Genomic DNA, 13,087 nt, shown 5'->3' on the forward strand with positions numbered 1-13,087 from the left:
ACCTGTTAGGCGAAAGTGATATTTGGCGACAAAAAAATGTCACTTTGCCTTGTGCAGGGTTTTCTGTCTGAGGATATACAGGCTTACCAGCACGGCGCTGGTCAACATGAAGGCGCGTGCCCAGAACAGGGGCACCAGATAGCACGACAGGCCAATGCTGGCCCACATCAGGCCGATGGCGTAGACCTTGCCCTTGAGGGGGATGCCTTCACCACTGAGGTAGTCGCGGATCCATGGCCCGAGCTTCGGGTGGTGGACCAGCCAGTGGTGAAAGCGCGGCGAGCTGCGGGCAAAGCAGGCCGCCGCCAATAGCAGGAACGGGGTGGTGGGCAATACCGGAAGGAAAATCCCCAACACCCCCAGCGCAACGCTGAGCCAGCCGATGGCCAGCAGCAGGTAGCGCACAGGCGACTTAGTGGTGGCGTGGCTTGAGCAGCGCCGGTTTCTCGTCAGGGGCGTGCAGCAGCAGGAACAGTGCGCTCAGCGCCTCGGGGATCTGTACGATCATGTCGTCCTGCAGGTTGGCGTTGCTGGCGATGTCAGCGAACTCTGGCTGTTCGTCGAACAGGCCCGAGCCAACCATGATCGGCAGCAGCATCTCGCTGACTTCTTCTTCGGCGTTCTCGAACCAGGCCTCTTCACGCAGGAACACGCCTTCCATGAAACCGATGCACCAGCCGCGCAGGTCGGAATCGTCCGGCTCGTCGGTCAGGTCGAGGTCGCATGGCAGGTCGAATTCTTCGTCGCTGGCCAGCTGGCGGGCAATGTGCGCTTTCAACGCCACCAGGGTGGCTTCGATTTCGGTGCGCTGCGCCTCGCTGGCGTAGTGCGGCTCTTCGGCGAACAGGGCATCGATCCATTCGCGCTCGGGCACGTCTTCGGCGTTGATCGACAGGGCGGTGAGGTAGCCGTGGGCGGCGACGTAGTCCAGCGCCTCTTCGTGCAGCTCGTCGGCGTCGAGGAAGGCTTGCAGGCGGGTCAGTTGCTCGGCGAAGGACATTACAGGGCTACCTTGGGGAATAAACGATACCGAATTCTAGCACCAAGCAAGGGTAGCGGGGTAAAGGGAACGTCTATCGCCGTGGTGCCCTGTGCGGTGCAGTGCTGCGGTATACTCCGCGATTTTTCATCCAGGGGCAGATTTTATCGGCGCCTGGCAAAAACCGCTTACGCATTTGGCGTGTGCGGAGCGGGTTTTTCGTCCAGCCTGTATCCAGGATGGTACGGCGATTTGTGGAGTTGCACATGCTCGAACAGGCTCAGCGCGTTCTCAAGGACATTTTCGGCTACGACAGTTTCCGTGGGCGCCAGGCAGCAATCATCGAATGCGTGGCCAATGGCGGCGACGCCCTGGTGCTGATGCCCACCGGTGGCGGCAAGTCGCTGTGTTTCCAGGTGCCGGGGCTGCTGCGCCCAGGCCTTACGGTGGTGGTCTCGCCGCTGATTGCGCTGATGGATGACCAGGTCGCCACGCTGGACGAACTGGGTGTATCGGCCGCCGCGCTGAACTCGACCCTGACGGCGGAGCAGCAGCGTGAACTTGCCGGGCGCCTGCGCCGTGGCGAAGTGAAGATGCTGTACCTGGCGCCCGAGCGCCTGGTGCAGCCGCGCATGCTCGACTTCCTGCGCGAGCTGGACATCTCGCTGTTTGCCATCGACGAGGCGCACTGCGTGTCGCAATGGGGCCACGATTTCCGCCCCGAATACCTGCAACTGGGGCAGCTGGCCGAGCTGTTCCCGCATGTGCCGCGCATCGCGCTGACCGCCACCGCCGACATGCGCACCCGCGAAGAGATCGTCCAGCGCCTGCACCTGCAAGGCGCCGAGCGCTTCCTGTCGAGCTTCGACCGGCCGAACATCTTCTACCGCATCGTACCCAAGGAAGCGCCGCGCAAGCAGCTGATGGCCTTCCTCGGCGAGCGCCGCGGCAACGCCGGCATTGTCTACTGCCTGTCGCGCAAGAAGGTCGACGAAACCGCTGCCTTCCTTTGTGAACAGGGCTTCCCGGCATTGCCGTACCACGCTGGCCTGGCCGCCGAAACCCGTTCGTCCAACCAGCACCGCTTCCTCAACGAGGAAGGGCTGATCATGGTCGCCACCATTGCATTCGGCATGGGCATCGACAAACCCAACGTGCGCTTCGTTGCCCACCTCGACCTGCCCAAGTCGCTTGAGGCCTATTATCAGGAAACCGGCCGTGCCGGCCGTGACGGCCTGCCATCCGATGCCTGGATGGCCTACGGCCTGCAGGACATGGTAATGCTCAAGCAGATGCTGCAGAACTCCGAAGGTGACGAGCGCCACAAGCGCATCGAGCAGCACAAGCTCGACGCCATGCTGGCGCTGTGCGAAGAAACCCGCTGCCGTCGCCAGTCGCTGCTGGCCTATTTCGACGAAACCCTCGAACAGCCGTGCGGGCACTGCGACAACTGTGTCGACAACATCCAGACCTGGGACGCCACCGAGCCGGCCCGTCAGGCGCTGTCGGCGGTGTTCCGTACGGGCCAGCGCTATGGCGTGGGCCACCTGGTCGATGTGCTGCTGGGCAAGGACAACGAAAAGGTGCGCAATTTCGGCCACGAGAAGCTGTCGGTGTTCGGCGTCGGCAAGGGCCTGGCCGAGGTCGAGTGGCGTTCGCTGTTCCGCCAACTGGTGGCGCGCGGCCTGGTCGACATCGACCTGGAAGGCTACGGCGGGCTGCGCCTGTCCGACAGCTGCCGGCCGCTGCTGCGCGGCGAGGTGACCTTGCAACTGCGTCGCGACCTCAAGCCGCAGACCACGGCCAAGTCCTCGTCGTCCGGTGGCGGCAGCCCTGCCAGCCAGTTGGTGCGTGCCGAAGAGCGCGAGCTGTGGGAAGCGCTGCGTACCCTGCGGCGCAAGCTGGCGGAGGAGCACAGTGTGCCGCCCTATGTCATCTTCCCCGACTCGACGCTGCTGGAAATGCTGCGCAGCCAACCGGTCAGCCTCAGCGACATGGCCCAGGTCAGCGGTGTGGGCGCGCGCAAGCTGGAGCGCTACGGCCAGGCGTTCCTCGAAGTGCTGAACAGCAGCGGTGGCACTGAAGAGGCGCCGAAAGTGGTGCTCGACCTGCGCCACGAACTGGTCAGCCTGGCCCGGGCCGGCATGACCCCGGCGCAGATCGCCGGGCAGCTCAACTGCAGCGAGAAGAACGTGTATAGCCTGCTGGCCGAGGCGCTGGGCCGCCAGGAGCTGAGCCTCGACCAGGCGCTCGACCTGCCGGAAGACCTGCTGATGGAAGTGCAGGATGCCTTCCTGGATGGCGAGGGCGAGCTGCCGCCGGTGTCGGCTATTGCGCCGCAGTTTGCGGGCCGTGTGCCGGAGGGTGTGCTGTATTGCGTGCGTGCGGCGCTGGCGGCCGAGTTCGAGATGTGACTGGCATGCGGATCGAGGGCAGAACCGCCATCTGCTGACCTTTGTCATGCTTTTTGACGATTATCGAACAATGAGGAGGGCGCGAGCCTTGCCTCGTGGGGCAGGTCATGGTTAGCTGCCTAACAATTAGATCTGTTCAATGAGTTGCTTATGCCCCTGACCGACAACCAACACCGCTTCGGCATGCAGCTGGCCCAGATGTCCCGGGGCTGGCGTGCCGAGCTGGACCGCCGCCTGGCCGGGCTCAACCTGTCCCAGGCGCGCTGGCTGGTGTTGCTGCACCTGGCCCGGTTTGAAGAAGCCCCCACCCAGCGTGAGCTGGCCCAGAGCGTGGGCGTCGAAGGCCCGACCCTGGCGCGCCTGCTCGACAGCCTGGAAGCCCAAGGGCTGGTGCGCCGGCAGGCCGTGGTAGAAGACCGGCGAGCCAAGAAGATCTTGCTGTGCCCGCCGGCCAAGCCGCTGATCGACCAGATCGAAACCATCGCCAATCAACTGCGCGTGGAGCTGTTTACCGGGGTGGACGAGGCAGAGTTGCAGGTGTGCATGCGCGTGCATGCCACGATCCTGGCCAACCTCGAAAAATCCTGAGGCCCCTGGGGCCGCTTTGCGGCCCATCGCGACACAAGGCCGCTCCTACAGGGGAACGCGTACTCCTGTAGGAGCGGCCTTGTGTCGCGATGGGCTGCAAAGCAGCCCCCGACGATTCAGAAAGTATGCCCAAGGTTCAGGTACACCGCCTGCTCGTGCGCACTGTTGGTGCCATAGCTTAAGTTCAGCGGCCCCAGCGGCGTCTCCAGCCCCAGGAAGATGCTCGCCGCATTGATGTAGCCACTGTCGAACTCGTTGTCGTTGTTCCACGCGCGCCCACGCTCCAGCGACCCGCCAATGTACAGCGGGAAGTCCAGCGGTACGTAGGCCCGCGGCGTCAGCCGGCGGTAGTAGACCATGCGCAGCAGGCTCACGTTCTGCCCCGACACCGAGTCCTGGCGGAAGCCTGACAGCTCCCGCGCCCCGCCCATCACGAAGCTGGATGTCACCACTTCGGTGTCATCCAGCGTGCGCCCGTAGCGCCCGCCCAGCACGAACGTGTTCGGCCCGCTGCTGATGGCCTTGTCCAGGTTGAACAGCCACTGCCGGTAATCCTGGTCAGAATCCAGCGACTTGTCGTACTTGCGCAAGGTCAGGCTGATGTCCTCACCGCTGTGCGGGAAGTACACGTTATCGAGGGTGTCGAACGAGTACTTCAGCTCATAGAAGCCCTCGTTGAAACTGACATTGGGCAGGTCCTGGTCGCCGATGCGTACCTCGGCCTCGCCCCAGGCCTTGCCCACGCCCAGGCGTACTTCCCCGTTGGTGCCAATCTGCCGGCCGACGTTCAGGCCAAAGCCGTAGCGCTCCAGGCGGTACTCGGCGACGGGGTCGTTGTCCAGGGTGGCTTCGATATTCTGTGAGCTGAAGTCCAGGTACGGCGCGATGAAGTAGCGCGAGCCCACGTCCAACGGCTGGTAGAACTCGCTGTACAGTTCTTGCTGGTCGCCGATCTGGCCCCGGGTCAGCCACTCGGCACCCAGGCTGTTGATGCCGTTGACCCGGTAGCTGGCGCCCAGGTTGAAGGCGCTGTCACCGCGCAGGTCGTCCGACAGGTTCAGGCCCAGGCGCAGGTAGTCGGTGCCGCCGCGTCTACCGCGAGCGTTGATCACCAGGGTGTTGTCGTTGCCCTTGTGCACCACGCGGTACTGCACCCGGTCGAAGTAGTCCAGGCCGTACAGCGTGCCCATGTCGGTCTGCAGGCGGTCCAGCTCCAGCGGCGCGTCGATCGGCTGACGGATGTACGAGCGGATCACGTCGTCGCTGACCTTGGAGTCGTTTTCGATCCGGATCGCAGTGATTACCGGCGTGCGCTGGCGCGGCGAGCGGGCCACGGCCAGGCTGCTGTCGCCCTCGGGGTGGCGCAGGGCGGCAAGACGCGGGTCGAGCAGCCGGGTGGCGCGGTAACCGGCGTCGATCATGTCCCGTGCACGACCGAAGTCGGTCACGCCGAAGGCAGTCAGCGATGGCTGGATGAGGATGTCGTTGCGGTGCAGGCTGGCCAGTTGTTCTTCCGAATTGCGCCGGGTCATCAAAGTGATCGATTGATTGAGCACGTCGACCACGGTCAGTAACTGCTTGCGATCGCGCAGCGGGGTACCAATGTCGACCACGATGGCCAGGTCCACGCCCATTTCCCGGGCCACGTCCACCGGGATGTTGTCGACCATGCCGCCGTCCACCAGCAGGCGGCCGTCCAGTTCGACCGGGGCGAACACGGCGGGGATCGACATGCTGGCACGGATTACCTGGGGCAGGTGACCGCGGCGGAATACCACTTTTTCGCCACTGGCAATGTCGGTGGCCACTGCGCGAAAGGGGATGGGCAGCTTGTCGAAGTCGCGGGTGTCGGCGGTGTGCGCCAGCTTGCTTTCCAGCAGCAGTGACAGGTTCTGGCCCTGGATTACCCCCAGCGGCAGGCCCAGGCTGCCGTCGTCACGAAAGCTGAGCTTTTGCTTGACCAGGAAGTCGCGGTCATCCTGCTTGCGCCGGAACGGCACGTCCTTGCGCGGCGGGGCATCGGACAGCGCCTGTTGCCAGTCGAGGGTGGTGGCGAGTTTTTCCAGCTCTTCGACACTGTAGCCCGAGGCATAAAGCCCGCCGACCACTGCGCCCATGCTGGTGCCGGCGATGGCGTCGATGCGCACGCCCTGTTCTTCCAGGGCCTTGAGCACACCAATGTGGGCCAGGCCACGGGCCGCGCCGCCCGACAACACCAGGCCGACCTTTGGCCTGGCAGTTTCGGCGGCGATGGCCGTAAGCGAGGTGAGAACGAGGATGAAACAGAACAGCAAACGGCGCATCGTGAGTCTCAAACCGTGGGCTAAAGACCGCTAGTATAAGCGGCCCCTCACCTGGAGATGCCTCAGCATGGCCGACAACAAGCCCGAAATCGTCATTACTTATTGCACCCAGTGCCAATGGCTGCTGCGTGCTGCCTGGCTGGCCCAGGAACTGCTCAGCACGTTCACCGACGACCTTGGCCGGGTGGCGCTGGAGCCGGGTACCGGCGGCGTCTTCCGCATCACTTGCAATGGCGTGCAGATCTGGGAGCGCAAGGCCGACGGCGGCTTCCCTGAAGCCAAGGTGCTGAAGCAGCGGGTGCGTGACCAGATCGACCCGCAGCGTGACCTTGGCCACAACGACCGCTGATCAGGCGCCCTCGGCCAGAGGCCGCTGCTTGGGCGGTTGCTCGGTGGCGATGCGGCTGGACAGCACGATGGCGAAGATGATCAGCGCGCCGCCCAGCAGCATGCGCAGGGTCGGGGTTTCGGCGAACACCGCCCAGGCCACGGCAATGCCGTAGACCGGCTCCATGCCGAATACCACGGCGGCGGTGCGCGCCTTGATCACTGCCAGGCTGGCGACGAACAGGCTGTGCGCCACGCCGGTGCAGAATATGCCGAGCAGGGCGATCCACAGCCAGTCCATGGCGGCCACGCCTGCCAGGCCGGGTGCTGCAAACGGCAGCAGGCACAGGCCTACCACCAGGTTTTGCCACAGTGCAGCCTGTACCGCTGGCAAACGCCCGGAGCCGGCGCGGTTGGTGAGGGATAGCAGCGAGAACAGCAACCCCGAAAGCAGTGCCCAGAGCAGGCCGCCAGTGGCCTCGCTGGCCAGGTCGAAGGCCGGCGTGACCAGTATCAGGCCGATGCTGACCAACACTACCAGCACGGCCTCGTTGCGGCGGATGCGCTCGCGGAACAGCACGCCTTCAAGGATGACGGTGAAGGCCGGGAAGCTGGCAAAGCCGAGGGTGGCGATGGCCACGCCGCCGACTTTGACGGCGATGAAGAAACTGACCCAGTGGCCGGCCAGCAGCACACCGCCGAGCAGCAGGCGGCGGATGTCCTGGCTGCTCAGGCGTTGCCAGCCCGGGCCGGTCAGGCTGGCGAACAGGGCCAGGGCGAGTACGGCGAAGGCGGCGCGGCCGAAGACGATGATCGCCGGGCTGGCGCTGGCGGCCAGTTTGCCGAAGACGCCGGTCAGGCCGAAGAACAGTGCGCCAATGTGCAGGGCGCCCAATGCAGTACGGTGGTTCATGGTGGTCCTTGCTCAAGATCTTTATCGACTGAGCCGGCCTCTTCGCAGCACAAGGCTGCTCCTACAGAATACGTACAGGCCCTGTAGGAGCAGCCTTGTGCTGCGAAGAGGCCGGCACTGGCAAAGTGTAAAACCACAGGCCAACGATTTCTGTCGCAAGACTGCTGTCAGTTGTCGCCAGGCTCTCGCCGCAAAGCCCTTGGCGTACACCCGAACGCCCGCAACATCGCCGCTGAAAACGCACTCTGCGAGCCATACCCCACCTGCGCCGCAATTTCCCCCATCGGCAACAAGGTCTGCACCACCAGCCGCCGCGCCTTGAGCAAGCGCCGCTGGCGAATGTAGTCCATCGGTGTCATCGCGCACTCGGCAGTAAAGCGCGCGTGCAGCCGGGCGCTGGACAGCCCGGCGATGCGCGCCAGGTCGGCGACCTGCAACGGGTAGGCAGCATGCTGCTCGATATGTGCATCGAAAGCTGCATAAGGCAGGCGCTGGCTGGGGCGTACGTTGGCTGCTGCCGTGGAGTTGAGGCTGGCCAGCAACAGCGCTGCGCCTTGCCGGGCAATCAGCGGGTCGTCCATGGGGCTGGCCGCCAGCCAGTCGACCAACTGCTGCTGACGGTTGTCCAGGCCCAGCGCGGCGGGGCGGTCGAGCAGGCGGCGGCTGGCATCGGCATGCTCGCCCAACTGCTCGTGCAGCCACTGTTCCCCAGGCACATCAAGCACCAGGCAGTGGCTGCCGGCATCGCTGGCGCAGGTGTGATGCGCGCCCGCCGGTACCACCACCAGCCCCTGCCGGTCGATCCCGGCGCCTTGCCCCTGTACCTCGAACTCCAGGCGGCCGCGCAGGCCGAACACCAGTTGCGGGTGTTCGTGGCTGTGGGCGATCAGGCTGTCGCGGTAATGGCGCAGCGAGAGGATCGGGCCGGCGGTCATGGGGGCGTCCTCGCAGGGCAGATGCGTATTGTGCCTCATTCCCTGCAGGCCATCACTCGTAACCGTTTTGCCACGGCGCTGTCATGCGCGCCTGCCAGTCTCCAGCAAACTGCGCCGGAGCCTGTCCATGACCCATGCCGAACTCTCCCGTCCCTCGCGCAAGCAACGCGTGCGTACCTTGTGGATCTCCGATGTGCACCTGGGGACCCGCGACTGCCAGGCCGAACACCTGTCGCAGTTCCTCAAGGGTTACCAGGCCGACCGCGTGTACCTGGTAGGCGACATCATCGATGGCTGGAAACTGCGCGGCGGCATCTACTGGCCGCAAGCCCACACCAACGTGATCCGCCGCCTGCTGACCATGAGCAAGCGCGGTACCGAGGTGATCTACGTCACCGGCAACCATGACGAATTCCTGCGCCGATACTCCAGGCTGATCCTGGGCAACATCCAGCTGGTGGACGAGGCCGAGCACCTGACTGCAGATGGCCGCCGCCTGTTGGTGATCCATGGCGACCAGTTCGATGTGATTACCCGCTATCACCGCTGGCTGGCGTTTCTCGGCGACCGTGCCTACGAAATCACCCTGGTGCTCAACCGCTGGCTCAATCACTGGCGTGCGCGGTATGGCTATGGTTACTGGTCGCTGTCGGCGTACCTGAAGCACAAGGTCAAGGGCGCGGTGAACTTCATCAGCGACTTCGAGGATGCCATTGCCCACGAGTGCACCCGGCGGGGCTTTCATGGGGTGGTGTGCGGGCATATCCACCATGCCGAGATCCGCAAGGTGGGCGAGGTGGAGTACCTCAATTGCGGGGACTGGGTGGAGTCGTGCACGGCGCTGATCGAGCATTGGGATGGCAGTATCGAGCTGTATCGGCTGGCCGATGCCCAGGCGCGGCAAGCGCAGGCAGTGGCGGCGTTGCGTGAGCCGGATTAGGGCCTGAGGGCCATGGGGCCGCGACGCGGCCGCAGCTTCCTACAGCCTGATCTTGCCCAGCAAGATATCCCGGAACATTACAAAATCGCCGGCCAGGCTATATAGCGGATAGGTAAAGGTCGCCGGCCGGTTCTTTTCGAAAAAGAAGTGCCCGACCCAGGCAAAGCCATAGCCGAACAACGGCACGGCCAGCAAAAGCAACCACTTGCCACTGCCAATGGTGTAGGCCAGCAGGGCTATCACCAGGCTGGTGCCGACAAAGTGCAGGCGGCGGCAGGTGGGGTTGCTGTGCTCCCCCAGGTAGTACGGGTAGAACTCGGCAAAACTGCGATACTGCGCTGTGCGGTTCATGGCAGTGCTCCGGGATTAATACTTCTGGACAAGATGCACGGCGTGGAGCCTGATTCGAGTCTAGAGTGACTGACGGGCCCTACCAGTGACAATAGGCGCCAAATGAGTATCCTTGGGGTTCACCGCAGGAGCGGTCGGTAAAAAGAAGCCTGTCATGAGCGAAAGAACCACGTCAGCCAGCTGGGCATCAGGGATTGTGAAGGCACTCGAACTGGAAGGGCTGGACTGCCCGTCCATGTTCAAGCAGCTGGGGCTGGACTTCGCTGCCCTCGACGACCCCGATGCACGGTTCCCGCAAGATTCCATGACCCGGCTCTGGCAGCTGGCGGTGGAGCTGTCGGGCAATGAAGCCATCGGCCTGAACATGGCGCGGGTGGTACGGCCTGCGTCATTCCATGTGGTGGGCTATGCATTGATGTCCAGCCGCACTTTGGCCGAAGGCTTCCAGCGCCTGGTGCGTTACCAGCGCATCATCGCCGAAAGCTCCGATCTCAGTTTCGTCCTTGGCGCCGAGGGCTACTCGCTGATCCTGACGGTGCATGGTGACCACCTGCCACCGACCCGGCACAGCGCCGAAGCATCGCTGGCCTGTGCGCTGGCGCTGTGCAAATGGCTGAGTGGTCGGCCGGTGCAGCCGCGCCGGGTACTGGTGCAGGGGCCACAGCCAAAAAATGTCGAACCGTACAAGGTGGCGTTCCATTCGCCCCTGGTGTTCGGCGCGCCGCACGATGCACTGGTGTTCGAACGGGCCGACATGGAGGCGCCGCTGCCGACTGCCAACGAGGCCATGGCGGTGCTGCACGACCGATTTGCCGGGGAGTACCTGGCACGCTTTTCCGAAAGCCGGGTTACCCACCGTGTGCGCCAGGTGTTGTGCCGCATCCTGCCGCAGGGTGAGCCCAAGCGCGAAACCCTGGCCCAGGCCCTGCACCTGTCGCAGCGCACTTTGCAGCGGCGTCTGCAGGAGGAGGGCACCAGTTTCCAGACCTTGCTCGACGACACCCGCCGCGAGCTGGCCGAGCAATACCTGGCCCAGCCGGGCATGACACTGCTGGAAACCGCCTACCTGCTGGGCTTTGCCGACCCCAGCAATTTCTACCGGGCGTTCCGCCGCTGGTTCGATGCCACGCCAAGCGAGTATCGCGCCCGCCTCGGCGCGGACACCGAGGGGGTCAGTGACGCCAGAACGCCGGCATACACAGCACCAGCACCGTAATGATTTCCAGACGGCCAAGCAGCATGCCGGCCGCCAGGATCCACTTGGCCGCGTCCGGTAGCGTGGCATAGTTGCCCGACGGGCCGATCACTTCACCCAGGCCCGGGCCCACACCCGAAACCGTGCCGGCAGCACCGGTCAATGCGGTCATCCAGTCCACGCCCAGCAATGACAGCAGCAGGGCCATGACGCAGATGGTGATGGCGAAGAAGAACGAGAACGTCAGAATCGAACGCACGATGTCTTCGTCGAGGCGGTGGCCGTTGTATTTCTGCTTGATCACCGCACGCGGGTGGATCAGTTGGTTGAGGCTGGCCTTGAGCAGGATGTAGGCCACCTGGAAGCGGAAAATCTTGATACCGCCTGCCGTAGAGCCGGAGCAGCCGCCGACGAAGCCCAGGTAGAAGAACAGCATCAGCGAGAAGTTGCCCCACAGGCTGTAGTCGCCCAGGGCGAAGCCGGTGGTGGTGACGACCGAGGTCACGTTCAACGCCACGTGGCGCAGGGCATCGAGCCAGTGCAGGTTGGTGCTGTACCAGTACCAGGTGCCCAGTACCAACCAGGTAACGACCAGCATGCCCAGCAAACCTTGCACCTGCTGGTCACGGATCAGTGCCCTGCGGTTGCCGCGCAAGGTGGCGACGTAAAGGGTGAACGGCAGGCTGCCCATGATCATGACCACCACCGCGACCCAGTGCACGGCCGGGATATCCCATTTTGCCAGCGACTGGTCGGAGGTGGAGAAGCCACCGGTGGAGATGGCCGACATGGCGTGGTTGATCGCATCGAACGGGCTCATCCCGGCCCACCAGAATGCGAGCGAGCCGAGGATCGAGAAGCCGACGTACACCCCGACGATCGACTTGGCGACCATGTGCGAGCGCGGCATGACCTTTTCCGAGCGGTCGGACGATTCGGTCTGGAACAGGCGCATGCCACCGATGCGCAGCAATGGCAGGATCGCTACCGCCATGGCGATGAAACCGATGCCGCCGAGCCAGTGCAGCATCGAGCGCCACATCAGGATACCCGGCGACATGGTATCGAGCCCGCTGAGCACGGTAGCGCCGGTAGCGGTGATGCCCGACATGCTCTCGAAGAAGGCGTCGGTATAGCTGATGTGCTGGGTCAGCAGGAACGGCAGGGCGGCAAACACGCACACCACCAGCCAGCTGCTGACCGTCAGCAGGTACATGTCACGCGGGCGCAGGTGCACATGCTCGGGGCGGCCCGGTACCACCAGGGCCAGGCCGGCGATGAAGGTGATCAGGCTCGACCAGAGGAAGGACGGCATGTCACCGGTGCGCTCGAAGATCACCAGGGTTGCCATGGGCACGGCCATGCCGACGGCGAGGGTAATCAGGAAGATGCCGATGATGAAACCAATGATCCTTAAGGTCGGCAACGCCATGTGATCTGCTCTGACTTGAAACGGAAGGGCGCCATTCTACCTATGGGTCTGGTGATGTAAACGCTAGAATGGCCGCACATTCAACTGCCAGGAGGGTAGCCGATGGAGGCTCTCGACGCATTGCTCAACCGTGTTTCCGTGCCACGCCTGACCGAACCGGCACCCAATGCCGCCCAGCGCGAGGCGCTGTTCCAGGCTGCCTTGCGCGCCCCGGATCATGGCCAGCTGCGGCCATGGCGTTTCCTCACCATCGAAGGCCAGGGCCGTGAAAAGCTGGGCGAGCTGTTCGCTGAGGCCGTGCAGAACAAGGGCGATGCCAGCCAGGCAGCGCTGGACAAGGCCCGCGCCATGCCGCTGCGGGCACCGTTGCTGATCGTGGTAATTGCCAAGTTGCAGGAGCACTTCAAGGTGCCCAAGTCCGAGCAGCGCCTGGCTGCGGGCTGTGCCGCGCACGGCATTCTGATTGCCGCGCATGCGCAAGGCGTCGGGGCGGTGTGGCGCACCGGGGACATGGCGTTTGATGCTCATGTGCACAAGGGCTTGGGGTTGGCCGAGAACGAAGAGTTGATCGGTTACCTGTATGTCGGCACGCCCCTGACCGAGCCGCGTACGGCGCCGGTGCTGGACACTGCCGAGTTCGTCAGCGCCTGGGGCGAATAATCCGTTTCAGGCTGATTGATCTATTGAGGCTTCCGGCCTCTTCGCGGGTG

At 64.1% G+C, this 13,087-nt stretch carries 13 protein-coding genes; 6 read left to right on the forward strand and 7 right to left on the reverse strand.

Features of this window, described 5'->3' with window-relative positions; translation table 11 throughout:
- Nucleotides 1-39 precede the first annotated feature (39 nt).
- The gene (locus tag ABI582_RS18385) at nucleotides 40-405 is read right to left on the reverse strand and encodes a YbaN family protein (protein ID WP_338744835.1); all 366 of its coding nucleotides are present in this window, start codon (nucleotides 403-405) and stop codon (nucleotides 40-42) included.
- 7 nt (nucleotides 406-412) lie between these two features.
- Nucleotides 413-1,000 (reverse strand): YecA/YgfB family protein, encoded by a 588-nt coding sequence (locus tag ABI582_RS18390; RefSeq protein ID WP_010955200.1) that lies wholly within the window; start codon nucleotides 998-1,000, stop codon nucleotides 413-415.
- A gap of 245 nt (nucleotides 1,001-1,245) precedes the next feature.
- Between ABI582_RS18390 and recQ the strand changes: the two genes are divergently transcribed.
- Together recQ and ABI582_RS18400 are read left to right on the forward strand one after the other, a co-directional pair.
- Nucleotides 1,246-3,393, forward strand: a complete 2,148-nt coding sequence (gene recQ, locus ABI582_RS18395) for a DNA helicase RecQ (RefSeq protein WP_442119888.1) — start codon at nucleotides 1,246-1,248, stop codon at nucleotides 3,391-3,393.
- Nucleotides 3,394-3,543: 150 nt separating this feature from the next.
- Nucleotides 3,544-3,981, forward strand: coding sequence for a MarR family transcriptional regulator (locus ABI582_RS18400; RefSeq protein WP_043201636.1), 438 nt, complete (start codon nucleotides 3,544-3,546; stop codon nucleotides 3,979-3,981).
- 116 nt (nucleotides 3,982-4,097) lie between these two features.
- Here the strand turns inward: ABI582_RS18400 and ABI582_RS18405 are convergent, their stop codons facing one another.
- Nucleotides 4,098-6,284, reverse strand: a complete 2,187-nt coding sequence (locus ABI582_RS18405) for a patatin-like phospholipase family protein (RefSeq protein WP_442119889.1) — start codon at nucleotides 6,282-6,284, stop codon at nucleotides 4,098-4,100.
- A gap of 67 nt (nucleotides 6,285-6,351) precedes the next feature.
- On the opposite strand from ABI582_RS18405, the gene ABI582_RS18410 reads away from it, so the two are divergent.
- The gene (locus tag ABI582_RS18410) at nucleotides 6,352-6,633 is read left to right on the forward strand and encodes a SelT/SelW/SelH family protein (RefSeq protein WP_059394746.1); all 282 of its coding nucleotides are present in this window, start codon (nucleotides 6,352-6,354) and stop codon (nucleotides 6,631-6,633) included.
- Here the strand turns inward: ABI582_RS18410 and ABI582_RS18415 are convergent, their stop codons facing one another.
- Nucleotides 6,634-7,524: a DMT family transporter gene (locus tag ABI582_RS18415; RefSeq protein ID WP_338744832.1), complete on the reverse strand. Its 891-nt coding sequence runs from the start codon at nucleotides 7,522-7,524 to the stop codon at nucleotides 6,634-6,636.
- Nucleotides 7,525-7,691: 167 nt separating this feature from the next.
- On the reverse strand, nucleotides 7,692-8,459 hold the full coding sequence (locus ABI582_RS18420; protein ID WP_338744831.1) for a helix-turn-helix transcriptional regulator: 768 nt from the start codon (nucleotides 8,457-8,459) through the stop codon (nucleotides 7,692-7,694).
- A 127-nt stretch (nucleotides 8,460-8,586) separates the two neighbouring features.
- Here ABI582_RS18420 and ABI582_RS18425 point away from each other — a divergent pair, with 127 nt between their 5' ends.
- Entirely contained in the window at nucleotides 8,587-9,399 is an 813-nt protein-coding gene (locus ABI582_RS18425) for a UDP-2,3-diacylglucosamine diphosphatase (protein WP_442119890.1), read from the forward strand.
- Between the two features lie 39 nt (nucleotides 9,400-9,438).
- On the opposite strand, the gene ABI582_RS18430 is transcribed toward ABI582_RS18425, so the two are convergent.
- Nucleotides 9,439-9,750 (reverse strand): DUF962 domain-containing protein, encoded by a 312-nt coding sequence (locus ABI582_RS18430; protein ID WP_016488523.1) that lies wholly within the window; start codon nucleotides 9,748-9,750, stop codon nucleotides 9,439-9,441.
- Between the two features lie 154 nt (nucleotides 9,751-9,904).
- Here ABI582_RS18430 and ABI582_RS18435 point away from each other — a divergent pair, with 154 nt between their 5' ends.
- A complete protein-coding gene (locus ABI582_RS18435; RefSeq protein WP_338744830.1) occupies nucleotides 9,905-10,966 on the forward strand; it encodes an AraC family transcriptional regulator in 1,062 nt (353 codons plus the stop codon).
- Here the strand turns inward: ABI582_RS18435 and ABI582_RS18440 are convergent.
- The gene (locus tag ABI582_RS18440) at nucleotides 10,923-12,377 is read right to left on the reverse strand and encodes a TrkH family potassium uptake protein (RefSeq protein ID WP_019472981.1); all 1,455 of its coding nucleotides are present in this window, start codon (nucleotides 12,375-12,377) and stop codon (nucleotides 10,923-10,925) included. The genes ABI582_RS18435 and ABI582_RS18440 overlap by 44 nt on opposite strands.
- A 102-nt stretch (nucleotides 12,378-12,479) precedes the next feature.
- Between ABI582_RS18440 and ABI582_RS18445 the strand changes: the two genes are divergently transcribed.
- Nucleotides 12,480-13,037 carry an NAD(P)H nitroreductase gene (locus tag ABI582_RS18445; protein WP_338744829.1) on the forward strand — a complete coding sequence of 186 codons (558 nt, stop codon included), beginning with the start codon at nucleotides 12,480-12,482 and terminating at the stop codon, nucleotides 13,035-13,037.
- Nucleotides 13,038-13,087: the final 50 nt, after the last annotated feature.

The organism is Pseudomonas sp. SAS7 (assembly GCF_052112345.1).
Classification (GTDB): Bacteria; Pseudomonadota; Gammaproteobacteria; order Pseudomonadales; family Pseudomonadaceae; genus Aquipseudomonas; species Aquipseudomonas putida_Q.